Genomic DNA, 24,054 nt, shown 5'->3' with positions numbered 1-24,054 from the left:
TAGGTCTTGTTATAAAGATAAACTATAACAAGGCTCCCTATTTTCCTATAAGCATTTTTTGATGTTTTTCACACAAAATCGTTCATTTCATGCTAGACTAGATAGTGACTTAGATTGGAGAAATGGATATGACAGATTATAAGATTGATACCCTATTAGCCCGAACAGGGATTAACAATGATGAGAAAACAGGGGCCTTGATTTCCCCTATCCACCTTTCAACCACCTATCAACACCCAGAATTTGGTCAATCAACAGGCTTCGACTACACACGGACCAAAAATCCTACCAGAGCTAGCTTGGAGAAAACCTTAGCTGCCATTGAAAAGGCTGACTATGCCCTAGTGACCAGCTCGGGTATGGCTGCTTTGGTCTTGCTTTTTAATGGTTTTCCAGTTGGCAGTAAGGTGGTTGCGGCGCGTGACCTCTACGGTGGTTCCTTCCGCTGGTTCAACGAGCAGGAGCAGTTGGGCCGCTTTAGTTTCACCTATGCTAACACAGAAGAGGACTTGTTGTCTGCCATCACGGATCAGACAGACTATGTATTCCTGGAAACGCCTACCAATCCCCTCATGGTTGAGTTTGATATTGCTAAGGTTTCGGCTGTCGCCCATGCCAAAGGTGCCAAGGTAATTGTCGATAACACCTTTTATAGCCCTATTTATCAAAATCCCCTCATGCTTGGTGCCGATGTTGTCTTACACTCGGCGACCAAGTACCTGTCAGGGCATAATGATGTCCTAGCAGGCGTACTCATGACCAATGACCATGTACTCTATGACAAGCTCTTCTATGACCAAAATACAACAGGTCCCACCCTCTCACCACTAGATGCCTACCTGCTCATGCGTGGTCTGAAAACCCTCTCGCTGCGCATGGAACGAGCAACACAAAATGCACAGAAAATTGTAGCGTATTTGGAAAATAGCCCAGCAGTCAAGCAGGTTTATTATACAGGCAAGGGGGGCATGATATCTGTGAAAGTTCTGGATGAAAGCCGCATTCCTCATATTCTCAATACCTTGCAAGTCTTTACCTTTGCAGAAAGTTTGGGAGGAGTGGAAAGCTTGATTACCTATCCAGCTACCCAGACCCACGCAGATATTCCAGCTGAAACCCGTCATTCTTACGGACTGACAGATGATCTTCTTCGTTTGTCCATTGGCATTGAGGATGCGGAAGACTTGATTGCAGATTTAAAAGTAGCCTTGGAGGGATAAGATATGACTCAGTATGATTTTACAAACAGACCAGATCGTGTCGGTCAATTAGCTAAAAAATGGTTGACCAATCAGGACAATCCCAATCTCTTGCAGATGTGGGTAGCAGATATGGATTTTCAACCACTACCAGAAGTGCGTCAAGCCTTGAAGCAATATGCCGAAGAAGAGGTATTTGGCTATCCCTATTTTAGAGATAGCCTCTATCAAGCCATTATTGACTGGGAAAAGACCCAGCATGGTTATGCCATTGGCAAGGAAGACATCTTGTTGATTGAGGGAGTGGTTCCGGCCTTTTCCATCGTCATTCAAGCCTATACTCAGGAGAACGATAGTATCTTGATCAATACTCCCGTTTATCCACCCTTTAGCAATACTGTTCGCCTTAACAAGCGTCAGCTAGTGACCAACTCTCTTGTAGAAAGAAATGGTCAGTTTGAAATTGATTTTGAACAATTAGAACGTGACATTGTTGAAAATCAGGTAAAACTCTATCTCTTCTGTAGTCCCCACAACCCAGGCGGTCGAGTTTGGACAGAAGAGGAGTTGAGAAAGATTGGACAAATCTGCTACAAACATGGGGTTATTCTTGTTTCGGATGAAATTCATCAAGACTTGACCCTCTTTGGTAACAAACACCACAGCTTTAACACCCTTGATCCAGCCTTCAAGGACTTTACGGTAATTTTAGCATCCGCAACCAAAACCTTCAATATTGCAGGAACTAAAAACAGTTTTGTCATCATTGAAAATCCAGCCCTGCGTAAGAAATTTTACCAGCGCCAGCTGATGAACAACCACCACGAAATTGCTACGGTGGGCTTGATTGCAACAGAAACGGTCTTGACCCAAGGGCATGAATGGTTGGCACAATTAAAAGAGGTTTTGGAAACCAATGTCCAATTTGTCGCTGATTATTTGACAGAACATAGTCAGATAAGAGTGATGAAACCCCAAGGCACCTACCTCCTATGGCTGGATTTCTCTGCCTATGGGCTTGACCACCAAGAAGTTCACCGTCGCTTGCTAGAAGAAGCACAAGTAGTTCTCAATGATGGACTGACCTTTGGTAAGGAAGGGAAATACCATGCCCGGTTCAATGCCGCCAGTCCATTTGCAACTGTCAAAGAAGCTTGTGAACGGATTGTTGCCGTTTTTGGAAAATAAAATAGTATGAGAAAGGTTGAAAGAATTTTCGGCCTTTTTACTTGTGAAAAATATGTGACAGATAGATGCTAAACATATCAGCTTTTTATCGCTATTGCCATCCCCATTATTTGGAAAATTGTTGAGGTTGGAAAAGGAACAAGCTACCGTTCTTTGCATGATAGGATATGAACTGATACTCTTTGGAAATCAACATCAGACGTTGTTGACTTGATGTGATGAACTTTAGTTCTATCAGTATCTGCGTCGCCTAGTATGATTTTGATTAAGGTAAGGTGGCTAACTTCATTATAGAACTTTCAGTCATAGTGGCAAAGATATCTTTGTGAAGAAATGTTCAAAATAGAGTTGACAAATCCGTCATGAAATCGTTATACTTATATGGTATAAAATGTAGAAAGGAGATATACTATGTCATTTAAAGTTACATGTTATGGTGTTCGTCCAAATGAAGTTGAGTTTTTCCACAAATTAAACAAGTATGGTTACGAGTTAAATTTGGTAGAAGCGCTTTTGACTGATGAGAATATTGAAACGGCTAAAGGCAGTGATGCCCTGATTTTGCGTGCAAACTGTAAGGCAGATGGTAAAAACCTACGCCAGTTTGCTGAGTGGGGTATCAAGTACGTCTTTACTCGTACAGTCGGTTACAATCATATTGATTTAGATGTAGCTAGAGAATTGGGGATTGCAGTTGCCTATGTTCCCTTTTATTCTCCAAATGCGATTGCAGAGCTTGCAGTTACCTTGGCCATGAGCTTGCTTCGTCATGTGACCTACACAGTGGACCGTACCAGTCGTCTAGATTTCCGAGTGACGCCAACCATGTTTAGTAAGGAGTTGCGAAACTGTAAAGTCGGTGTCATTGGAACGGGTAAAATCGGTCTGACAGAAGCTCGTTACTTTAAGGGAATGGGTGCAACTGTCTATGGCTATGATGTTTACCAGTCAGATGCAGCAAAAGAAGTTGTCACTTTCTTGGAATTAGATGAATTGCTTGCGACCTGTGATATTGTCAGCTTGCACGTACCCTACTTCCCAGGGCAAAATGATAAGATGGTTGATGCAGCCTTCATCAATAAGATGATGGACGGAGCTATTCTCATCAATACTGCTCGTGGTGAGTTGCAAGACAACCAAGCTATCGTTGATGCCATTAAATCTGGCAAGCTTGATGGATTTGCAGGGGATGTATTGGCAGAGGAATCGAAATTCTTCTTCAAGGAATTTGCATCCTTCGAAGATATTCCAGATCCAGCTGTTCAGGAGATGGTTTCACTCTATCCAAAAGTCTTGTTGACACCACACATTGGTTCCAATACGGATGAGGCCTTGTCAAACATGATTGAAACAAGTTATGACAACTTGAATGAAATCTTGACCAAGGGTACCTTGACTAACTCAGTTTTATAATATATTTTTTAATGTAGGGAGATTAAAAAAATGGATTTATTTTTGAAAATTTTAGGGGATAAAGCTCTTCTTGGAGCGGTATTCTCAACTATCTTTATTATCTTGATGGGTTACTATGCTCGCAAGAAGAACATCGTTCCAGAAAATGCTTCAAAAGTTTTGAGTGCTATTCTCTTGAACCTTACCTTACCAGCCTTGGCCTTCAACGCTTTCATGGTCAACATCAACGAGAAAACATTTAAAGAAGGTTTGAGTGCCTTTGTATTTGGTTTCATCGCTTATGCATTGTTGATTGCTGTATCATTTGTTATCTTTGCAAAATACAAGGGAGATAAAAAAGATACTCTCCGTATCTTGATGATTTTCGGTTCAACTACTTTCTTCGGTCTGCCAATCATCAATGCAATCTTGCCATCAGCAACACTGTATGCTAACTTGTTCAACATTGCCTACCGTGTATTCCTCTACTCTTATGCCTTGGTGGTTATGAGTGGTAAGAAATTTGATAAAGGCAATGTGAAAGATATCATCTTGAACCCAATCGTTTTGGCTACCTTTATTGGTTTTGCCTTGTGGATTCTTCAACCATACGCACCAAAAGTTGATGTAACTATCCCAGCTGTTATTAAAAACGGTGAATTTGTAGCAGCAGCACCTGGTCAAGTTGCTTTCTACCGTGTTGACCTAGTATTCCCATGGATTTTCACTGGTTTGCAGTACCTTGGTAACTTGTCATCACCATTGGCATGGTTGGCTATCGGTATGACCCTTGCTTCTATCTCATTGAAAGATGCTGTGAAAGATAAAGATGTATGGGTTTACTCAGTAGTGAAAATGGCAATCATCCCTCTTCTTTTCCTTGGTGTTATGCTTGTTCTTAACCTTGTGGGTGGAGCAGTAGGCTTCAACCTTGGTTACGAAGCAATCTTTGCAGTCACAGTTATGTTGGCAACACCTCCAGCGACAGTAGCAGTTGCTTATGCAATCAACTATGAGAAAGAAAGTGTATTTGCTTCAAACGCATCACTCTTGTCAACAGTTGTTTCGGTATTCGCTATTATTGTTTGGGTAATCATCCTTACAATCTTGAATGCTGGCGGAATGTTTTAGGAATTATTTTTAACAATAATTTAAAGGTCTAAAATACAATTGTATTTTAGACATTTTTATATGCAAACAATAGGGGTATGGAATTGCTATTTTCTAACTATGAACCTTCCTATTGTGAGTTGGCAGGGTGAAAAAGGTTTATTGTCTTCCTTCATAGAGGTTCATGACAGTGGTGGTGTTGATTTTCAAAGAGTATTAGTAACTTTCATTAAGTATTTTTAACTATTCAAAAGGGCTCTATAATATCCAGAATTTTTCTTCAAGACAGAATCATAAAAGTCGTAAATTGACTTGGTAGTTGAAATAGAAAAATTGTGTTAGTTACTGATAGACTGTTTACGAATATGTAACCTTCGATTGGAAACTCTATTTCTTCAAGGTCATTCTGCTATCAATCGATAAGTTTGTTTTTAAAATATTTTTTCTATAGTCGCTTGGACTCATATGATATTGGTTTTTAAATGCATTGCTGAAGGCAAGTGGATCAAAATATCCAACCGAATTCGCGATTTCCGTAATACTGAGTTCGGGATTAGCAAGTAGTTGACATGCGTGGTTCATCTTGACTTGAACAATGTAATCTTTGATAGAATATCCAGTTTCTTGTTTGAATATTTTGTATAGGTAGCTACGACTTAAGGCAAGTTGCTGAGCAATCTCAGAAACTTTTATTGGGCTATTGTACTGAGAGTGAATGATTTTAATAGCATGATGGACGTAATTCTTGGCGAGAGTAGAGGATTCTTTCAATGACTCGTTTGGAAACTCTTGTACTAGGGCTGCAAGTAATTGATTCAAATGACCGATGAGAATAAGCTCAGTAATCATTGGTAATGATTGTACTTCTGTTTGATTGATATCAATCATTTTTTTTAATATATCTGACTCAAGATGTGAATGTAAATAATAGTTTTCTAGTAGTCGCGTCTGAGAAAGGATCGTCTCAGCTCTAGAACCACTGAAACCCACCCAAGTATAAATCCATGGATCTAATCCATCTGCTTGATAAAAAATAGATTGATTTTTTGGAAGTATAAAAATATCCCCTGCTGCTAATTCAGTTGTTTCACCATTGATTATAATCTTCCCTTTACCATTCGTAATAAAATGAAGGACATAGTTATTTCGAATGGTCGGTCCAAAGGAGTAGTTCTTGTCGCACTGTTCGGCACCATAGTGATCAACATTCAAATCAAAATGATGACTGTCTAATTCATTATAGATATTCAAAATGTTCATGTTCGTTTCCGTCTCCTGTTAGGAAACATTATACCATATCCTAATAACAAAAAACCATTTATTTAAGCGCTTACATTTTGTAGAATAAAACATGTAAAAGAGATAGGAGGCGTGAACATGATTCAATATTTAGAAGAAAATCGCTTGTTCCACCTACAAACGAGAGAGTTTTCATACATTATTCAAATCTTGGAAACAGGGGATGTGGTTCATAGATATTTCGGAAAAAAGGTTAAACATTTTAGTCCGGGAAACAAAATCACATATCTAGATCGTTCTTTTTCACCCAGTCCGATTTCTGGCAACAGGACATTCTCTATGGATACCTTACAACAGGAATACTCTAGTAATGGATTAGGTGATTTCCGCACAGCTGCAATTGACTTGCGAAATGAATTTGGTGTGGCTTTGGATTTAAAGTACAAGGGACACCGCATTCAAAAAGGGAAACCAACATTAGAAGGTTTGCCGTCAAGTTTTGGCAGTGAGGAAGAGGTGGAGAGTCTGGAAATTGATCTCTACGATCAGCTAACAGACATCACAGTTACCCTTCAATACTGTGTGTTTGATAATGCGAATTACCTCAGCCGTTCTGCGAACATTCAAACTGGTCGGTATGCTACAAAAATCGAAAAGGCTTTGTCTTTTACCCTCGATTTTCCACATAAAGATTTTACAGTCCATAGCTTAGCTGGTCGTTACGGTTATGAAAAGGAGTGGACGCAAACACCATTAACCAAAGGAAAATTTTCTATTGGAACTATTCGTGGAGCCTCAAGTCATTCAAAAACACCATTCTTAGCGTTGGCGGATCCAGCAACAACCGAAGATAGTGGTCGTGTCTATGTTGCTCAATTGGTTTATAGTGGAAATTTCACTGGATTTGTAGAGGTGACACCACTAGAGACATGTCGTTGGGGCATGGGGTTAAATGATGAACAATTTAGTTGGGAGTTAAGCAATCATTCTAGTTTCCAAACACCTGAAGTTCTCTTATCATTCACTGATAAAGGCTTAACTGGTATGACACAAGACAGTCATGAGTTCATAAAAAATCATATTGTTACTCCGAAGTTTAGTCGTCAAGAACGCCCAATTCTCATTAACAACTGGGAAGGAACTTATTTTGACTTTACTGAAGATAAGATTGTAGAACTGGCTAAAACGGCTAGCCAAGTAGGAGTTGAGCTTTTTGTACTGGATGATGGCTGGTTTGGCAAACGGAATAATGATGAGAGTTCATTAGGCGATTGGAAAGTCAATTTGGAGAAATTGCCAAATGGCTTAAATGGTCTGGCAGATAGAATCAACCAACTTGGTATGGAATTTGGTCTGTGGTTTGAACCGGAAATGATTTCAATTGATAGTGATCTGTATAGGGAACATCCAGACTGGGCCATTCAAATTGACGGAAGACAACCAATTTACAGTCGTGAGCAACTGGTTTTGGATTTAACTAAGTCAGAAGTTTGTGATTATATTATTGCTTCGGTTTCAAGTATATTGGAGTCAGCTCCAATTCGTTATGTAAAATGGGATATGAACCGCAATATCACCAGTATGTCTCCAGCCTATGCAAATCATCAACGATTTGAATTTCATCATCGCTATATCTTAGGCCTCTATCAAGTGCTGGATACTATAACCAAGCGTTTTCCAGACATCTTATTTGAATCCTGTGCTGGTGGCGGTGGTCGAAATGATCTCGGGTTGCTCTACTATATGCCACAGGCTTGGGCTAGTGATAATACAGATGCGATTGGTCGACTTTCTATCCAAGAAGGAACGAGTTTGATTTTACCTGCCTCTTCTATGGGAGCACACGTGTCGGCTGTTCCAAACCACCAAGTCGGTCGAATTACCCCGCTTGCCACACGTGGGAATGTGGCCATGATGGGAGGAGCTTTTGGATATGAGTTGGATGTGACAAAGCTTGATCAGGAAGAACTAGAGGAGATTCGTCAGCAAGTTCAAACATACAAGTCTATCCGTTCAACAATTCAAGAAGGCTTGCTTTATCGCTTGAAAAAAACAAGCAATACATGGGCTACAAACTATGTGAACAAAGATAAAAGTCAAGCAGTATTTACATTTGTTAAGATACTGGCTCAATCAGAAGCGCCGCTTTTGCAGGTTCAATTAAAAGGACTAGATCCAGCCGCCTTGTATGAATGCCCTCAATTAGGGGAAACGTTCTACGGGGATGAATTAATGAACATCGGACTCACCATGCCCCATGTTCAAAAAGATTATTTTAGTGTACAATATATTTTTAACAAAATCTAGGAGGATTTTATATATGAAAATGAAAACATTTTTAAAATGTGCGTCAGTTTGTGCCTTTGCCAGCTTCTTGGTAGCTTGTGGGAACGCAAGTGGTGGTAGTGATAAGGTAGAAATAGAATATTTCTCACAAAAACCTGAAATGCAGGCTACTCTTCAGGAAATTATTGATGATTTCGAAAAAGAAAATCCTACGATAGATGTTAAATTTTCAAATGTACCAGATGCAGGAACTGTTTTGAAAACCCGTATGGCCAATAATGAAGCGCCAGATGTGATTAACATTTATCCACAAAATGCGGACTTCAAAGCATATGCAGCGGATGGACGTTTCCTAGAAATTGGTGATGATGCAGGTCTCAGTCATCTAAAAGATGGTGCTGTAACGCCTTATCTTGTTAATGAAAAAAATTACACCCTTCCTTTGACAGCAAATGCCTATGGTATTTACTATAATAAGGATAAGTTCAAAGAATTGGGTCTTGAAGTTCCAACTACCTATGCAGAATTTGTGGCTTTGGTAGACAAAATCAAGGCTGATGGCAGTGCAGCACCATTTGCCCTTTCATTGAACGATGCTTGGTCCTTGAACGGTTACCATCAGTTGGCATGGGTAACTGTTGCAGGTGGATTTGATGGCGCAGAAGATATTCTAATCCGTAGTGCCAAAGGCGCAATTCAAGATGATGCGACTACAAAAGCAGTTCTAGAACGCTTACAACTGTTGACAGACAATGGACAAAAAGGGGCAACAGGCGCGCTCTATGCAGATGCGGTGGCAGCCTTTGCAGCAGGCGATGCTCTCATGCTTCCACAAGGTACATGGGCAGCTACAGCTGTAAACCAACAAGAACCAGAATTTGAATATGGTATGTTTACATTCCCTGGTGATAAAGAAGGTGGCGACTATACCATTGGTGCAGCTGACCTTGCTCTATCTATTTCATCAGATACAGAGCACCCAGAAGAGTCTAAAAAATTCCTAGAATACCTCTCTCGTCCAGAAGTGATGCAAAAATACTATGATGTAGATGGCTCACCAACTTCAGTTGAAGGTGTAGATACAGAAGGTAAGTTTGAAGAAACAGCTGGAGTTACACAATATGCTTTCACTGACAAACATGTAGTTTGGTTGCAATCTGAATGGGAATCAGAAGAAGAGTTTTGGAATATCACAGTTGAAGCAGTGAAAAATCCAAATTCAGGCGAACTTGTGAAGAAATTGAATGCTTTCTTTGATCCGATGAAAAAATAAGACAAGAAAACTATAAGGAGGGCTAGATTAGCCTAGCTCTTCTTTATAGTTGCTTAGGGTTGGTTTGAAAATCCCCTAACTACTCCATTCAAACTGACCCTAAGCAACTATATTTTAGAAAAAAGGAGTATCATGATGAATCAAAAAGGTTTTATTGCCAAATATTGGCCCTATCTATTTGTTGCCATACCAATTGGTCTACAGTTAATCTTTTTCTTCAATCCCTTATTAACGGGAATCTATTATAGTCTGACGGATTGGAATGGATTGACATCAGATTTCAGCTTGATTGGCATTCAAAACTATCTAGATATCTTGAAGAATCCTGATTTTTATACGTCTATGACTTTTACCATTATCTTCACCATTGGTTTGGTCATTGGAGAAATTGTTATAGGGATTTGGTTGGCTAGTCTCCTTAATCGTAAGATTAAAGCTGTTGGTTTCTTTAGAACCTGGTATTTCTTCCCAGCAGTTCTTTCAACCGTTACTTTAGGCTTGATTTTTGTCCAATTGTTCAACTATGGTTTCACACAAATTGGAGAAATCCTTCATATCGATTGGTTGATGGAAAACTTATTGGTACAAGAAAATACTGTTATTCCAGCTGTACTTTTTGTGGCTCTCTGGCAAGGGCTAGCGATGCCAGTCATCATCTTCTTGTCTGGTTTACAAAGTATTCCAGAAGATGTGAAAGAAGCAGCTGCAATCGATGGTGCAACACGCTCTCAACAATTCTTCAATATTGAACTTCCATTCTTGTTACCATCTATCAGTATGGTTTTCATCTTGGCAATGAAGTCAGGTTTGACAGCATTTGACCTTATCTTTGCACTGACAAGTGGTGGCCCAGATGGCAAAACAGAATCCTTGGGTTTACTCGTTTACAACTATGCCTTTGTAGACAATAAATTCTCTTATGCCAATGCTTTGGCTGTAGTACTCTTCATCTTCATTATTGTCATCTCATTGATTCAGATGAGAATTTCGAAGAAATTTGAAATTTAGGAGGACAGACATGAATACTCAAAAACAGAAAAATTGGTGGGTTTATCTCGTGCTCTTCAGCGGTATTCTCTTCATGTTTATTCCGCTACTTGTGACGATTATAAGTTCGTTCAAACCAACCAAGGAAATCACGAGCAACTTCTTTGGTCTTCCTGAAAATTTCACCTTAAATAACTACGAACGCTTGTTTAATGATGGGATTGTACAATATTTTGGCAATTCTGCCTTGATTACGATTGTAGCTGTTGGCTTGATTCTACTTGTTATTCCAATGGCAGCTTTCGCTGTAGCCCGTCAAATGAAACGTCAGACAGTGTTTAACTTTATCTACTTTTTCTTGATTATTGGGATTTTTGTACCTTTCCAAGTGATTATGCTCCCAATGACCAAATTAATGTCAAGCCTTGGTTTGAACAATATTGTCGGTTTGATTATTCTATATTTGACTTATGCAGTTCCTCAGGCCCTCTTCCTCTACGTCGGTTATATTAAGACCATTGTTCCTGAAGAAATGGATGAGGCGGCAGCTATTGATGGCTGTGATAAATTTACTATGTACTGGAAAATCATTTTCCCGCTCATGAAACCCATGCATGCAACTGTTTTGATTATCAATGCCCTCTGGGTCTGGAACGATTTTCTCTTACCGCTCTTGGTTTTGAATCGTGATCAAAGCATGTGGACCTTGCCACTTTTCCAATACAATTACCAAGGTATGTATTTTAGTGACTATGGCCCATCATTTGCATCCTATGTGGTGGGGATTATCCCAATCTTACTGGTATACCTTGTCTTCCAGAAACATATTATTTCAGGTATGACAAGTGGTTCTGTCAAATAATTAAAAAGGTTGACTTGTTCAACCTTTTCTAAAAAATGAAAAAGAAAAGGCTTACAAAGGAGAATATCTATGAAAATTAAAAACCAAGCTATGTTGATTACTTACTCAGACAGTTTGGGCAAGAATCTCAAGGATTTGAAAAAAGTTCTTGAGGGGCCTTTAAAGGATGTTGTGGGAGGTATTCACATTCTACCATTCTTCCCATCATCAGGTGACCGTGGGTTTGCACCAATGGATTATAAAAAGGTGGACCCTGCATTTGGAGATTGGTCAGATATTGAAGCATTGAGTAAGGACTACTATCTGATGTTTGATTTTATGATCAATCATATCTCAGCAAAATCTCCTTACTTCCTTGATTTCCTTGAAAAGAAAGATGAATCAGCTTATGCAGATTTGTTTATTCGCTATAAAAACTTTTGGCCAAATGGTGAGCCAACGCAAGAAGATGTTGATTTGATCTATAAGCGTAAACCTCGTGCTCCATATCGAATTGCCACATTTGCTGATGGTAGTGAAGAGAAGGTATGGTGTACCTTTGATGAGCAGCAGATTGACTTGGATGTGACTACAGAGACAACACGTCGTTTCATCCAAGAAAATTTGGAACAGTTGGCAGAACATGGTGCTTCCATCATTCGTTTGGACGCCTTTGCTTATGCCAATAAAAAAATAGGAACCAACTGTTTCTTTGTGGAGCCTGATATTTGGGAAATGCTCCATTTTCCACGTCAGTTATTGGCACCAAAAGATGTAGAAATCTTACCAGAAATTCATGAACACTACACCATTCAGCAAAAAATTGCGGAACAGGATTATTATGTTTATGACTTTGCCTTGCCAATGCTGGTTCTCCACGCTTTGTATTCAGGTCATGTCAATCGTCTGGTTCACTGGATGGAGATTTGCCCTCGCAAGCAATTTACAACTCTTGATACACATGATGGAATCGGTGTTGTGGATGTTAAGGATTTGCTGACGGATGAGGAGACAGAGGAAACGCGTGAAGCCTTGTATGCACAAGGTGCCAATGTGAAGAAAATTTATAGCACTGAAGCTTACAATAATTTGGATATTTATCAGATTAACTGTACTTATTATTCTGCCCTTGGTAATAACGATCAAGCTTACCTATTAGCGCGTGTTCTCCAATGTTTTGCACCAGGTATTCCACAAATTTATTATGTTGGTTTGCTAGCAGGCGAAAATGATATTGAACTTTTAGAATCAAGTAAGGAAGGCCGCAATATCAATCGCCATTACTATGATTTGGATGAAATTGAGCAGGAAGTGCAACGTCCTGTGGTACAATCCTTGTTCAAACTCCTTAAATTCCGCAATACAAGTCCAGCTTTCGACGGAGAGTTCTCTGTTAAGATGTTGGATGAAACAAGTATGGAAATTTTCTGGGATAATCAAGATGCAGGGGTATCTGCCCGCCTAACAGCAAACCTAAAAGAAGAATCCTTTGAAATTGTTGAAATAGAAGAGGGCAAAATGACCACAATTGAGTTATAATATGATTATATAGAAAGAGGGGATCCCCCTTTTTCTTGCTTCAATAAGATTGTGCGGAAAGGATTAATCAAATGTCAGAAATACAAAAAACAGATTGGTGGAAGAAGTCCGTCATTTACCAAATTTATCCTCGTAGTTTTCAAGATTCAAATGGAGATGGAGTAGGGGATATTCGAGGGATTATCAGCCGATTAGATTATCTTCACGAGCTTGGAATTGATGCTATTTGGCTCAGTCCTGTTTATCAGTCCCCCATGGATGACAATGGTTACGACATCAGTGACTACCAAGGAATTGCTCCAGAATTTGGGACCATGGAAGATATGGAAGAGTTGATTGCAGAAGGCCATAAACGCAATATCAAAATTATCATGGATTTGGTGCTCAATCATACCTCGGATGAACATTTTTGGTTTCAAGAAGCCCTCAAAGGACCAGATAATCCCTATTATGACTATTATGTTTGGGCTGATGAACCGAATGGATTACGCTCGACCTTCTCAGGCTCTGCGTGGGAATACGTTCCACATCTGAACAAATACTATCTCCACCAATTCTCTGTTAAGCAACCAGATCTGAACTGGAAAAATCCTGCTCTGAAACAAGAAATCTGGGACATGATCAATTTTTGGATTGAAAAAGGTGTCGGTGGTTTCAGGCTAGATGTGATTGATTTGATTGGAAAAGAACCTGAAAAATTAATTACAGCCGATGGACCGACTCTCCATCCTCTTATTCAGGAATTAAATGAGAAAACCTTCGGTGCTTACGATTTAGTGACTGTTGGGGAAACCTGGAGTGCTAATCCAGAAAATGCTCAGTTATATTCGCATCCTGACCGAAAAGAATTTTCGATGATTTTCCAATTTGAACATGTAGGACTTGATCAGCAGGAAGGGAAAGAAAAGTGGGATTTGGCACCGCTTGATCCAGCTCGTTTGCATAAGGTTCTATCCAAATGGCAGACTGAACTGGTTGGTAAAGGTTGGAACTCACTTTTCTGGAATAACCACGATTTACCTCGTGCCATTTCTCGCTTCGGGGATGATCGACCTGCATTTCGTGAACTAAGTGGTAAAATGTTGGCTATTTATCTTCACTTTATGTCAGGGACACCTTATATCTACCAAGGTGAGGAAATTGGTATGATTAATACACCGATTACGGATATTAGCCAAGCGGATGATATTGAAACACGTCGCATGTATGCGGAACGGATTGAAAATGGCTTCACCAAAGAGGAATTGATTACTTCTATAAATGCCAAAGGTCGTGATAATGCTCGCCGTCCAATGCAATGGACAGGAGCAGAAGGAGCAGGTTTCAGTACAGGTCAAGCCTGGCTGGCTTTGGGAGATACTGTCAAAGACATCAACGTTGAAAAAGTACTTGCAGACAAACAATCGCTTTTCTATACCTATCAAAAATTGATTGCCCTTCGGAAAGAGTATCCTTGTATGTCTGAAGGAAACTATGAAGTGATAGAGACAGGTAATAGCTCAGTAATGGCCTACCGTAAATATGATGAACAGGATGATTTCATCATTCTGGTGAATTTCACCAGTGATGAGCAAGCCTTCGAAGTATCGAGCGAGGGATATTCTCTGTTTATGCATAATTACGAAGAGGCTGCATCTTTGGCTGGACAATTATTGAGACCGTATGAGGCAATCGTTCTCAAAAAATAAATTCCTTTTCTTTTCCCATGCTTTTTTCATGATTTTTTGGTAAAATAGAAAAAACAAAAAAGAGAGGTTTTATCATCATGGGTAAATTCCAAGTCATTTCCCACCCGCTCATTCAGCACAAGTTGTCTATCCTTCGTCGCACATCGACTTCTACAAAGGATTTTCGTGAGTTGGTAAATGAAATCGCCATGCTTATGGGTTACGAAGTCTTGCGTGACTTGCCACTGGAAGATGTGGAAATTGAAACACCGATTACCAAAACGGTTCAAAAGCAAATTGCAGGTAAAAAATTGGCTATTGTGCCCATTCTTCGTGCAGGTGTGGGTATGGTTGACGGTCTACTTAGCCTTGTACCCGCTGCTAAGGTTGGTCACATTGGTATGTACCGCGATGAAGAAACCCTTCAACCAGTTGAGTACCTTGTAAAATTGCCAGAAGACATTGACCAACGTCATATTTTTGTCGTTGACCCAATGCTTGCCACAGGTGGTTCGGCGATCCTTGCAGTGGATTCTTTGAAAAAACGTGGTGCTTCAAATATCAAATTTGTTGCTCTTGTTTCAGCTCCAGAAGGTGTGAAAGCTCTTCAAGAAGCTCATCCAGATATTGACATCTACACTGCTGCCTTGGATGAAAAACTCAACGAAAAAGGCTATATCGTTCCAGGTCTTGGAGATGCTGGTGACCGCTTGTTCGGTACAAAATAATCGAATGGAGAAATCAGCTTAGCTGGTTTCTTTTTTCAACTGTGAAAATCGTGGTTTTTATTTGACCAATTTTGACTAATTCTATATAATGGGTTCATACTTGTTATTGAAATAAAGGAGGATTCGTATGATTCCAGTAGTTATTGAACAAACTAGCCGTGGGGAACGTTCGTATGATATTTACTCACGTTTGCTAAAAGATCGCATTATCATGTTGACAGGACCAGTTGAGGACAATATGGCAAACTCTATCATTGCCCAGTTGCTTTTCCTTGATGCCCAAGATCCAACGAAGGATATCTATCTCTATGTCAATACGCCAGGTGGTTCTGTGTCAGCAGGTCTTGCTATTGTGGACACCATGAACTTTATCAAGGCTGATGTGCAAACCATCGTTATGGGAACAGCAGCCAGCATGGGAACCATTATTGCCTCAAGCGGTGCCAAAGGCAAACGGTTCATGTTGCCAAATGCAGAATACATGATTCACCAGCCAATGGGTGGAACTGGTGGTGGTACTCAACAAACAGACATGGCCATCGCTGCAGAACACCTATTAAAAACACGTAATAAGCTAGAAAAAATCTTGGCTGACAATTCTGGTAAGACTGTGAAGCAAATCCACAAGGATGCAGAGCGTGATTATTGGATGACTGCAGAAGAAACTCTTGCATACGGCTTCATTGACCAAATTATGGACAATACCAAAGCCAAATAAGTTGATGAGGAGGCGTTTGAGCCTCCTTTTTTCATTCCGCTAAGTTTGACCTTTTCATTTTCCTCTGAAAAAGGTATAATAAAACAAGAGAAGTTTTAGAGGAGAAATCATGTTTGAGAAGAGAGAACGGACCTGCCTGACTGTGTATTTGCATTACAATCGAGATGCTAGAAAACTAAATCAGTACGGAGATATTCATTATCATTCAAAGAAATTGCGTTATGTCCTGATTTATATGGATAAGGATCAGTCTGAGCTTATCATCCAAAAATTAAAAAAGGAAAAATTTGTTAAGAAGGTTCTTCCTTCCTATATTAAGGAGCTAGATCAAAATTTCGTTGGTAGCTTGTGGCGGGAAGAGGAACCAATTATTTAATGGTGAAATAAGTGAGTAGTCAAGGTTGGGTCTACTCGCTTTTTTGTGGAAAAATATTTTTTTTAAAATTTTTCTTTTTTTGTTGACAATTTTCTGATAATTCAGTATATTAGATACATCGCAAAATTTAAGAAAGATTTAAGGAGTTTTCATGAAAACAAGAAAATTTGCAGTAGCACTTGCTACCTTTGCCTCAGCAGCCCTACTTGCTGCCTGTGGTACCGTTTCATCAACAAATAGCTCAGCACAAGGTGCTGCTATCGGTGATACTTTCAAGATTGGTTATAACTTGGAATTATCTGGCGCTGTATCATCATATGGTCAGAATGAAGAAAAAGGTGCTAACCTTGCCGTTAAAGAAATCAATGCAGCTGGTGGTATCGGTGGTAAGCAGATTGAAGTCATCACTAAAGATAACAAATCTGAAACTGCAGAAGCGGCAACTGTTGCAACTAGTTTGGCAAGTGAAGGAGCTAACATTGTGATTGGTCCTGCAACATCTGGTGCAGCAGCAGCTTCTATTCCTGCTTTGACGTCAGCAGGTGTTCCAATGATTACACCTTCTGGTACACAAACAAACTTGGTTGTAAATGACAAAGGTGAAGTACAAGACTACTTCTTCCGTGCAACCTTTACAGATGGATACCAAGGTCAAGTAATGGCTAAGTATGCGACAGAAAACATGTCAGCTAAGAAAGTTGTTCTTTACTATGATAACTCTTCTGACTATGGTAAGGGTGTAGCAGAAGCCTTCAAGAAAGCTTACGCAGGTGAAATCGTTTCTGAAATCACATTTGCTTCAGGCGATAAAGATTTCCAAGCAGCTTTGACTAAATTGAAAGATGCTGAGTTTGATGCTATTGTTATGCCAGGTTACTACAATGAAACTGGTACAATCGTTAAACAAGCACGTGGTCTAGGTATCACCCAACCAGTCCTTGGTTCAGATGGTTTCGACTCACCACAGTTCACTGAATTGGCAACTGCTTCAGCAGCAACAAACGTTTACTACCTTTCAGGTTATGTAACATCAGCTAGTGATAAAGCGAAAGCTTTCAGCGAAGCTTATAAGAAAGAATACAACGAAGAGCCAAATATGTTTGCAGCCCTTGCTTATGATGCAGTTTATATGACAGCAAAAGCAGCAGAAGGCGCAGCAGATTCAAAAGCTCTTAAAGACAACCTTGCAGCTTTGAAAGATTTCGAAGGTGTAACAGGTACTATGTCAGTTGATGCAGAGCACAATGTTGTGAAATCAGTTTACATTGTTGGTTTGACAGATGGAGAGCAGACATCAGTTGATACAATTTCAGCAGAATAATAAGCAAGTTAAAGAGGGAATTTCCCTCTTTTTCCCTTGAATTGACTAGCCTATTTTTAAAAGATTAAAAAATATAATAAAACTTGCCTATTTTCAGAAAATTTTGTATAATGTAACAATGCTTATTGAGCTTGAAAAATATTTAGAAAGATTGGTGAACCTATGCTTCAACAACTTGTCAACGGTTTGATTCTTGGTTCTGTATATGCCCTTTTGGCCCTTGGTTATACCATGGTGTACGGAATTATCAGACTGATTAACTTTGCCCACGGGGACCTCTACATGATGGGAGCCTTTATGGGTTACTTCCTATTGAATAATTTAACCTTTATTGCAGATGGTAGCCTCCGTTTCTTTGTTGCCTTAGTCTTGGCAATGGTTGGAACAGCTACTCTTGGTGTGGTCATTGAATTCTTGGCCTATCGTCCATTGAGAAATTCAACCCGTATTGCGGCCTTGATTACAGCCATCGGTGTTTCCTTCTTCTTAGAATATGGAATGATTAAATTATTTTCAGCTGATGTAAAAGCCTTTCCACAAGCTATGGAGGCCGTGACCTTCAATCTTGGTCCAGTTTCAGTGACCAATATCCAGTTGATTATCCTAGGAGTAGCCTTGACCTTGATGGTTGCTCTGCAATTGATTGTAAAACGTACCAAGATGGGTAAAGCCATGCGTGCTGTTTCAGTGGATAGCGATGCGGCGCAATTGATGGGGATTAACGTAAACCGTACTATTAGCTTTACATTTGCGCTGGGTTCAGCACTTGCTGGTGCTGCAGGTGTTCTCCTTGGTCTTTACTACAACCAAATCGAGCCTTTGATGGGTATGACTCCTGGTTTGAAGGCCTTCGTAGCAGCGGTACTTGGTGGTATCGGTATTATTCCTGGTGCTGCTCTGGGTGGTTTCGTTATCGGTATTATTGAAACATTTACCTATGTGATTGGTTTGGATACCTTCCGCGATGCAATTGTGTATACAGTATTGATTGTCATCCTCTTGGTTCGTCCAAGTGGTATCCTTGGTAAGAACGTGAAAGAGAAGGTGTAACCATGAAGCAAAATCTTAAAGTGAATGCAATCTGGTTGGCTATCTTATTGGCTGGTTTTGGTCTTATTCAAGGCTTAGTTGCAGCTGGTATTCTTAACTTCTACTATATTCAGATTGTACAACAAATCGGAATTCAAATTATCTTGGCTGTGGGTCTAAACCTCATTGTTGGTTTCTCAGGTCAGTTTTCTCTAGGTCATGCTGGTTTCATGGCCATTGGTGCTTACGCAGTGGGTATTCTTGGTAAGATGATGCCAACTTATGGTGGCTTCGCCATCGCCTTGCTTGTTGGTATGTTGCTTGCGGGCGCTGTTGCCCTCTTGGTTGGTCTGCCAACCCTTCGTTTGAAAGGTGACTACCTTGCCATTGCGACCCTTGGTGTTGCTGAGATTATCCGTATTTTGATTATCAATGGTGGTACTGTAACAAACGGTGCGGCTGGTATCATGTCTATTCCTCTCTTTACTAGCTGGCCTTTGGTTTACATTTTTGTGATTATCACAACTCTTGTAACGGTAAACTTCTTGCGTAGTCCTATGGGACGTGCAACTATTTCTGTTCGTGAAGACGAAATCGCGGCAGAATCAGTTGGTGTTAATCCTACCTTTGTCAAGGTATCTGCCTTTGTATTCGGTGCTATGACAGCGGCTATTGCAGGTGGTCTTCATGCAGGTTATGTAGGTACCATCGTTCCTAAAGACTTCGCTTTCATGACATCTGTTAACGTTTTGATCATCATCGTATTGGGTGGTTTGGGCTCTATCACAGGTACCTTTGTAGCAGCGATTGTACTTGGTATCTTGAACGTATTTCTCAAGAGCTACTCAGACATTGCCATGATTATCTACTCATTGGCCCTTATCCTCTTGATGATTTTCCGTCCAGGTGGTTTGTTGGGAACTAAGGAATTTAGCGTGGCAGCTCTGCTCAAGAAGAAGGAGGTTAAGTAATGGCATTGCTAGAAGTAAAAAATTTAACCAAAAACTTCGGTGGTTTGACTGCCGTTGGTGATGTGACCATGGAACTTCATGAGGGTGAATTGGTCGGTCTTATCGGTCCTAACGGTGCTGGTAAGACAACCCTTTTCAACCTTTTGACAGGTGTTTATGAGCCAAGTGAGGGAACAATCTCCCTTGCTGGTACTATTTTGAATGGTAAGGCTCCTTCTAAAATAGCATCTCTTGGACTTGGTCGTACCTTCCAAAACATCCGTTTGTTTAAAAACATGACAGTTTTGGAAAATGTCTTGATTGGTCTTGGTAATCATGGTAAAGCAGAAGTCTTGGCAAGTTTTCTTCGTTTGCCTGCCTTCTACAAAAATGAAGAAGAGTTGAAAAACAAGGCGATTGACCTCTTGAAAATTTTCGATTTGGATGGCGATGCGGATACGCTGGCCAAGAACCTTCCTTACGGTCAACAACGTCGTTTGGAAATCGTTCGCGCCCTTGCGACCGATCCGAAAATTCTTTTCTTGGATGAGCCAGCGGCTGGTATGAACCCGCAAGAAACGGCAGAATTGACCCAACTCATCCGTAAAATTAAGGAAGAATTTGGTATCACCATTATCTTGATTGAACACGATATGAGCTTGGTTATGGAAGTGACGGAGCGTATCTATGTATTGGAATACGGTCGTCTGATTGCCCACGGTACTCCTGAAGAAATTCGCAATAACAAGCGTGTAATTGAAGCCTACCTTGGAGGTGAAGCATAATGGCAATGTTAGAAGTTAAAAATCTTTCCGTCAACTATGGCGTTATCGAGGCTGTAAAAGATGTCAGTTTCGAGGTCAACGAGGGAGAAGTTGTAACCTTAATTGGTGCCAATGGTGCTGGTAAAACCTCTATCCTTCGTACCATTTCGGGACTTGTCCGTCCATCAGCTGGAACGATTTCTTTCCTTGGAAATGAAATTCAAAAAGTTCCTGCCCGTAAAATCGTAGCGGATGGCTTGTCACAAGTTCCAGAAGGTCGTCATGTTTTCGCAGGCTTGACTGTTATGGAAAACTTGGAAATGGGTGCCTTCCTTCGCAATAACCGTGAAGAAAACCAAGCTAACTTGAAAAAAATCTTTGCGCGTTTTCCGCGTTTAGAAGAGCGGAAGAACCAAGATGCTGCCACACTTTCAGGTGGTGAGCAGCAGATGCTTGCCATGGGACGTGCATTGATGAGCCAACCAAAACTCTTGCTCCTAGATGAGCCATCAATGGGCTTGGCGCCAATCTTCATTCAAGAAATTTTTGATATCATCCAAGATATCCAAAAACAAGGAACAACCGTTCTCTTGATTGAACAAAACGCCAACAAAGCCCTTGCCATCGCAGACCGCGGCTACGTCCTAGAAACAGGAAAAGTCGTCCTCTCAGGAACAGGAAAAGAACTCCTCGCCTCAGAAGAAGTTAAAAAAGCATATCTGGGTGGCTAAAAAGGTCCGGGGGACCTTTTTAGGTTGGAAATAGGAAAAGAAAAAGTCTTTCGAGGCTTTTTCTTTGTCCCCAACCCTGACGGGTTGTTTTAGGTCGGAAATAGGGACCGTCGGCAGACGGTCTTTCCTTTTATTCATTTTTTGGACCTTTTTAGGTTAGCGATGAGAAACGCCGGCAATCAATTTGTCCAGAGTGGTATTTTTAAATAAGCCCTCTCCCTTGCTATGTTTGCCTTCTTATGCTAGACTGTCATAGAAAGAGAAGGAGTTGGAATGAAAAGAAAATTATTGCTTATTGGGTTAGTGATTGTCATTATTTTGACGGTGGTTCTTTCTTTGGCCAATCGTCAAGAGGTTGTTGTCAATTATCTATTGGGACAATTTAGAATGCCCTTGATTTTGGTCATGATTGGCTCACTCTTGCTGGGTATGGCAATTCAGTACCTACTTGGCCTGACCAAGCACTTATCTTTGAAGAGCGAAATCAAAAGTTTGAAAAAGGAATTATCAGAAATACCTGTTCTACCGAGCATAGAGAATGCTGCTAAGGTAGAACAAAGTAAGTAAGGCAAAGGTTGCCTGCTAAATTGAAGGAGAAATGATGTTTACTAAAGAATTTGGCTTGATGTTTTATGTGGATGATGTTGGTGCTGAGAAGGAGTTCTGGACAGCTGCTGGTTTTACCATTTTCAATGAAGCTGAGATGATGGGGTATGAAACATTTGACATGAAGCCGCATCCAGAGGCAACGACGACCATAACAGTTTATGCAAATGAGTTCATTCGTCAGGTATCACCAGAAGTGATTGATATGAAGCCAAGTATCCTGTTTGAAACGGATGACATTGATGGGCTTCAAGCACGTATTGCAGGTTTGACGGATACTTGCAGTCCTGTCAATGCAGAACCATTCCCTAACTTTAACTTTGCAAGCCCAAGCGGTCATTACTTTGCGGTCAAGGGTTAATTCATAACAGAAGCCAGTGAAACAGCACTGGTTTTTCATTTGCAGAAAATGATTGGTGAAGCAAAGGAACTTTGTAGGAAAGGTTCGAAATTAGATGGAACTATGGTATAATGGAAGAAATGAGGGGAAGTGGTATGATGTATCATAAAATAATTGCTACGGACATGGATGGAACCTTTCTACGAGAGGACCATCATTTTGACAAGGAGCGTTTCCGCCGCTTACTTGAGCAATTTAAAGCCAAAGGCTATCTGTTTGTAGCGGCAAGCGGTCGCTCTCTGCCCGGTTTAAAGCTTTTGTTCGAGGATTTCTTAGATGATATTGCCCTGGTTGCAGAAAATGGGGCGGTCGTTCTTTATAGAAATCAAATGATTTATATGGATGACCCCATTCAGCCAAAAACCTATTTATCTTTAGTGGATGAACTGGTTAAGAGTGGCTATGTTCAATCCCAACATATTACCCTATCTGGTTTGAAGGCCTGCTATATGCTGGATACGGTGGAAGATGAGCTATATCAAGTCCTATCTGACTATTACCAAGACATTGTCTTGCTTCCAAGCTTTGAGGATATTTCTGAGGACATCATTAAATTAAATCTTTATATTGATGAGGCAATTCGTGCTGAAGCACAGGACTGGATAAACCACCATTTTCAACAACTGACGGCAGTGACTACTGGTTTTACATCGATTGATATTATCTTGTCAGGTGTGCATAAGGGAATTGGTCTTTCTCATTTATGTAAGCACCTTGGCTTGTCTGGAAAGGATTTGATTGCCTTTGGGGACAACCAAAACGATCTTGAAATGATGAAACTGGCAGCATTTTCTGTTGCAACGGCAAATGCGATTGATGAGGTCAAGTCGCAAGCGGATTTGGTGATTGGACATTGTAACGAAGAGGCCGTATTGGCCTACATGGAGGAATTAGTAAATGGCAATTAAGTTGATTGCACTAGATTTGGACGGAACGCTGCTGACATCAGATAAACGGATTTCAGAGGCAAATAAGAAAGCCTTGCAGGCAGCGCGTGAGCGTGGAGTTTATGTAGTTCTGACGACAGGCCGTCCCTTGCAAGCTATCGGAACCTTCTTAGAGGAATTGGATTTGCTTGGTGAGGGGCAGTACTCCATTACCTTTAATGGTGGTCTGGTTCAGGAAAATACAGGTCGGATTTTGGATAAGGTTGGCTTTACTGTCGAGGAGGTTCGTGCCATTCGTCAGGTGACCAATGAGCTAGATTTGCCACTTGATGCAGTCTATGGTGGGGATGTCTATTCGCTACCAGCTACCCATGAGTCCCTCTATTTAACTGCCAACCCGCTTTTGAATAGAATTAAGGTGACAGATGAAGAATTGCCGGAAGACTTTGTGTATAATAAGGCAGTATCAGCAGTAGATGCGGCTTTTCTGGATGCACAAATTCCAAAAATTCCTGCGGAACTGCACGAGCGTTTTGAGATTTTCAAATCGCGTGATATCTTGCTAGAGTGGAGCCCTAAGGGTGTCCACAAGGCAAATGGTTTGGCCAAGTTGATTGGACATCTAGGAATTGACCAGTCAGAAGTCATGGCCTGTGGCGATGAAGGCAATGACCTTTCTATGATTGAATGGGCTGGCCTGGGTGTTGCTATGGCTAATGCCACAGATGAGATAAAAGCTGCCGCCAAGGTAGTCTTGCCTAAGACCAATGATGAAGATGGCATTGCCTGGGCAGTTGAACACTATGTATTGAACGAGGGCTAG

At 40.5% G+C, this 24,054-nt stretch carries 23 protein-coding genes; 22 read left to right on the top strand and 1 reads right to left on the bottom strand.

Features of this window, described 5'->3' with window-relative positions; all coding sequences use genetic code 11:
• Positions 1–128 precede the first annotated feature (128 nt).
• The 4 genes from C1G49_RS00600 (at position 129) to C1G49_RS00585 (ending at position 4,910) form a co-directional block, all read left to right on the top strand.
• Entirely contained in the window at positions 129–1,220 is a 1,092-nt protein-coding gene (locus C1G49_RS00600) for a cystathionine gamma-synthase (RefSeq protein WP_105124215.1), read from the top strand.
• A gap of 3 nt (positions 1,221–1,223) precedes the next feature.
• Positions 1,224–2,387, top strand: a complete 1,164-nt coding sequence (locus C1G49_RS00595) for a MalY/PatB family protein (RefSeq protein ID WP_105124214.1) — start codon at positions 1,224–1,226, stop codon at positions 2,385–2,387.
• 411 nt (positions 2,388–2,798) lie between these two features.
• Positions 2,799–3,800 carry a 2-hydroxyacid dehydrogenase gene (locus tag C1G49_RS00590; protein ID WP_105124213.1) on the top strand — a complete coding sequence of 334 codons (1,002 nt, stop codon included), beginning with the start codon at positions 2,799–2,801 and terminating at the stop codon, positions 3,798–3,800.
• A 30-nt stretch (positions 3,801–3,830) separates the two neighbouring features.
• Positions 3,831–4,910: an AEC family transporter gene (locus C1G49_RS00585; protein ID WP_105124212.1), complete on the top strand. Its 1,080-nt coding sequence runs from the start codon at positions 3,831–3,833 to the stop codon at positions 4,908–4,910.
• Between the two features lie 366 nt (positions 4,911–5,276).
• Here the strand turns inward: C1G49_RS00585 and C1G49_RS00580 are convergent, their stop codons facing one another.
• A complete protein-coding gene (locus tag C1G49_RS00580; protein WP_105124211.1) occupies positions 5,277–6,149 on the bottom strand; it encodes an AraC family transcriptional regulator in 873 nt (290 codons plus the stop codon).
• Between the two features lie 117 nt (positions 6,150–6,266).
• Between C1G49_RS00580 and C1G49_RS00575 the strand changes: the two genes are divergently transcribed.
• The 18 genes from C1G49_RS00575 (at position 6,267) to C1G49_RS00490 (ending at position 24,054) form a co-directional block, all read left to right on the top strand.
• Positions 6,267–8,435, top strand: a complete 2,169-nt coding sequence (locus C1G49_RS00575; RefSeq protein ID WP_238595820.1) for an alpha-galactosidase — start codon at positions 6,267–6,269, stop codon at positions 8,433–8,435.
• Between the two features lie 13 nt (positions 8,436–8,448).
• On the top strand, positions 8,449–9,687 hold the full coding sequence (locus C1G49_RS00570; protein ID WP_105124209.1) for an extracellular solute-binding protein: 1,239 nt from the start codon (positions 8,449–8,451) through the stop codon (positions 9,685–9,687).
• Between the two features lie 135 nt (positions 9,688–9,822).
• Positions 9,823–10,695, top strand: a complete 873-nt coding sequence (locus C1G49_RS00565) for a carbohydrate ABC transporter permease (RefSeq protein ID WP_161942061.1) — start codon at positions 9,823–9,825, stop codon at positions 10,693–10,695.
• Between the two features lie 10 nt (positions 10,696–10,705).
• Positions 10,706–11,536: a carbohydrate ABC transporter permease gene (locus C1G49_RS00560; RefSeq protein WP_009910491.1), complete on the top strand. Its 831-nt coding sequence runs from the start codon at positions 10,706–10,708 to the stop codon at positions 11,534–11,536.
• A 69-nt stretch (positions 11,537–11,605) separates the two neighbouring features.
• A complete protein-coding gene (gtfA, locus tag C1G49_RS00555) occupies positions 11,606–13,054 on the top strand; it encodes a sucrose phosphorylase (RefSeq protein ID WP_105124208.1) in 1,449 nt (482 codons plus the stop codon).
• A 71-nt stretch (positions 13,055–13,125) separates the two neighbouring features.
• Entirely contained in the window at positions 13,126–14,742 is a 1,617-nt protein-coding gene (locus C1G49_RS00550) for a glycoside hydrolase family 13 protein (protein WP_105124207.1), read from the top strand.
• 77 nt (positions 14,743–14,819) lie between these two features.
• Positions 14,820–15,449 carry a uracil phosphoribosyltransferase gene (upp, locus tag C1G49_RS00545; protein WP_002937309.1) on the top strand — a complete coding sequence of 210 codons (630 nt, stop codon included), beginning with the start codon at positions 14,820–14,822 and terminating at the stop codon, positions 15,447–15,449.
• A gap of 127 nt (positions 15,450–15,576) precedes the next feature.
• Entirely contained in the window at positions 15,577–16,167 is a 591-nt protein-coding gene (locus tag C1G49_RS00540) for an ATP-dependent Clp protease proteolytic subunit (RefSeq protein ID WP_074389118.1), read from the top strand.
• 109 nt (positions 16,168–16,276) lie between these two features.
• Entirely contained in the window at positions 16,277–16,543 is a 267-nt protein-coding gene (locus C1G49_RS00535) for a DUF2129 domain-containing protein (protein ID WP_105124206.1), read from the top strand.
• Between the two features lie 151 nt (positions 16,544–16,694).
• On the top strand, positions 16,695–17,864 hold the full coding sequence (locus tag C1G49_RS00530) for an ABC transporter substrate-binding protein (protein WP_105124205.1): 1,170 nt from the start codon (positions 16,695–16,697) through the stop codon (positions 17,862–17,864).
• Positions 17,865–18,026: 162 nt separating this feature from the next.
• Positions 18,027–18,914 carry a branched-chain amino acid ABC transporter permease gene (locus C1G49_RS00525; RefSeq protein WP_105118804.1) on the top strand — a complete coding sequence of 296 codons (888 nt, stop codon included), beginning with the start codon at positions 18,027–18,029 and terminating at the stop codon, positions 18,912–18,914.
• Between the two features lie 2 nt (positions 18,915–18,916).
• Positions 18,917–19,864, top strand: a complete 948-nt coding sequence (locus C1G49_RS00520; RefSeq protein ID WP_105124204.1) for a branched-chain amino acid ABC transporter permease — start codon at positions 18,917–18,919, stop codon at positions 19,862–19,864.
• On the top strand, positions 19,864–20,628 hold the full coding sequence (locus C1G49_RS00515; protein ID WP_105107888.1) for an ABC transporter ATP-binding protein: 765 nt from the start codon (positions 19,864–19,866) through the stop codon (positions 20,626–20,628). The genes C1G49_RS00520 and C1G49_RS00515 overlap by 1 nt, the downstream gene beginning before the upstream one ends.
• On the top strand, positions 20,628–21,338 hold the full coding sequence (locus tag C1G49_RS00510) for an ABC transporter ATP-binding protein (protein ID WP_002937288.1): 711 nt from the start codon (positions 20,628–20,630) through the stop codon (positions 21,336–21,338). Before C1G49_RS00515 ends, C1G49_RS00510 begins: the two co-directional genes overlap by 1 nt.
• 273 nt (positions 21,339–21,611) lie before the next feature.
• On the top strand, positions 21,612–21,905 hold the full coding sequence (locus C1G49_RS00505) for a LapA family protein (protein WP_105124203.1): 294 nt from the start codon (positions 21,612–21,614) through the stop codon (positions 21,903–21,905).
• 34 nt (positions 21,906–21,939) lie between these two features.
• A complete protein-coding gene (locus tag C1G49_RS00500; RefSeq protein WP_105124202.1) occupies positions 21,940–22,305 on the top strand; it encodes a glyoxalase in 366 nt (121 codons plus the stop codon).
• Positions 22,306–22,439: 134 nt separating this feature from the next.
• Positions 22,440–23,252, top strand: a complete 813-nt coding sequence (locus tag C1G49_RS00495) for a Cof-type HAD-IIB family hydrolase (protein ID WP_238595819.1) — start codon at positions 22,440–22,442, stop codon at positions 23,250–23,252.
• The gene (locus tag C1G49_RS00490) at positions 23,242–24,054 is read left to right on the top strand and encodes a Cof-type HAD-IIB family hydrolase (protein WP_105124201.1); all 813 of its coding nucleotides are present in this window, start codon (positions 23,242–23,244) and stop codon (positions 24,052–24,054) included. Before C1G49_RS00495 ends, C1G49_RS00490 begins: the two co-directional genes overlap by 11 nt.

Source organism: Streptococcus suis (genome assembly GCF_002960625.1).
GTDB classification, from domain to species: domain Bacteria; phylum Bacillota; class Bacilli; order Lactobacillales; family Streptococcaceae; genus Streptococcus; species Streptococcus suis_T.
Note: the sequence above shows the minus strand (reverse complement) of the source record. Positions and strands in the feature narration are given on the sequence as shown.

Excerpts from the sequence above, each read along its gene's own strand:
- C1G49_RS00600 (WP_105124215.1), top strand. The coding sequence starts at position 129 with ATGACAGATTATAAGATTGATACCCTATTAGCCCGAACAGGGATTAAC.
- C1G49_RS00595 (WP_105124214.1), top strand. The coding sequence starts at position 1,224 with ATGACTCAGTATGATTTTACAAACAGACCAGATCGTGTCGGTCAATTA.
- C1G49_RS00590 (WP_105124213.1), top strand. The coding sequence starts at position 2,799 with ATGTCATTTAAAGTTACATGTTATGGTGTTCGTCCAAATGAAGTTGAG.
- C1G49_RS00585 (WP_105124212.1), top strand. The coding sequence starts at position 3,831 with ATGGATTTATTTTTGAAAATTTTAGGGGATAAAGCTCTTCTTGGAGCG.
- C1G49_RS00580 (WP_105124211.1), bottom strand. The coding sequence starts at position 6,149 with ATGAACATTTTGAATATCTATAATGAATTAGACAGTCATCATTTTGAT.
- C1G49_RS00575 (WP_238595820.1), top strand. The coding sequence starts at position 6,267 with ATGATTCAATATTTAGAAGAAAATCGCTTGTTCCACCTACAAACGAGA.
- C1G49_RS00570 (WP_105124209.1), top strand. The coding sequence starts at position 8,449 with ATGAAAATGAAAACATTTTTAAAATGTGCGTCAGTTTGTGCCTTTGCC.
- C1G49_RS00565 (WP_161942061.1), top strand. The coding sequence starts at position 9,823 with ATGAATCAAAAAGGTTTTATTGCCAAATATTGGCCCTATCTATTTGTT.
- C1G49_RS00560 (WP_009910491.1), top strand. The coding sequence starts at position 10,706 with ATGAATACTCAAAAACAGAAAAATTGGTGGGTTTATCTCGTGCTCTTC.
- gtfA (WP_105124208.1), top strand. The coding sequence starts at position 11,606 with ATGAAAATTAAAAACCAAGCTATGTTGATTACTTACTCAGACAGTTTG.
- C1G49_RS00550 (WP_105124207.1), top strand. The coding sequence starts at position 13,126 with ATGTCAGAAATACAAAAAACAGATTGGTGGAAGAAGTCCGTCATTTAC.
- upp (WP_002937309.1), top strand. The coding sequence starts at position 14,820 with ATGGGTAAATTCCAAGTCATTTCCCACCCGCTCATTCAGCACAAGTTG.
- C1G49_RS00540 (WP_074389118.1), top strand. The coding sequence starts at position 15,577 with ATGATTCCAGTAGTTATTGAACAAACTAGCCGTGGGGAACGTTCGTAT.
- C1G49_RS00535 (WP_105124206.1), top strand. The coding sequence starts at position 16,277 with ATGTTTGAGAAGAGAGAACGGACCTGCCTGACTGTGTATTTGCATTAC.
- C1G49_RS00530 (WP_105124205.1), top strand. The coding sequence starts at position 16,695 with ATGAAAACAAGAAAATTTGCAGTAGCACTTGCTACCTTTGCCTCAGCA.
- C1G49_RS00525 (WP_105118804.1), top strand. The coding sequence starts at position 18,027 with ATGCTTCAACAACTTGTCAACGGTTTGATTCTTGGTTCTGTATATGCC.
- C1G49_RS00520 (WP_105124204.1), top strand. The coding sequence starts at position 18,917 with ATGAAGCAAAATCTTAAAGTGAATGCAATCTGGTTGGCTATCTTATTG.
- C1G49_RS00515 (WP_105107888.1), top strand. The coding sequence starts at position 19,864 with ATGGCATTGCTAGAAGTAAAAAATTTAACCAAAAACTTCGGTGGTTTG.
- C1G49_RS00510 (WP_002937288.1), top strand. The coding sequence starts at position 20,628 with ATGGCAATGTTAGAAGTTAAAAATCTTTCCGTCAACTATGGCGTTATC.
- C1G49_RS00505 (WP_105124203.1), top strand. The coding sequence starts at position 21,612 with ATGAAAAGAAAATTATTGCTTATTGGGTTAGTGATTGTCATTATTTTG.
- C1G49_RS00500 (WP_105124202.1), top strand. The coding sequence starts at position 21,940 with ATGTTTACTAAAGAATTTGGCTTGATGTTTTATGTGGATGATGTTGGT.
- C1G49_RS00495 (WP_238595819.1), top strand. The coding sequence starts at position 22,440 with ATGATGTATCATAAAATAATTGCTACGGACATGGATGGAACCTTTCTA.
- C1G49_RS00490 (WP_105124201.1), top strand. The coding sequence starts at position 23,242 with ATGGCAATTAAGTTGATTGCACTAGATTTGGACGGAACGCTGCTGACA.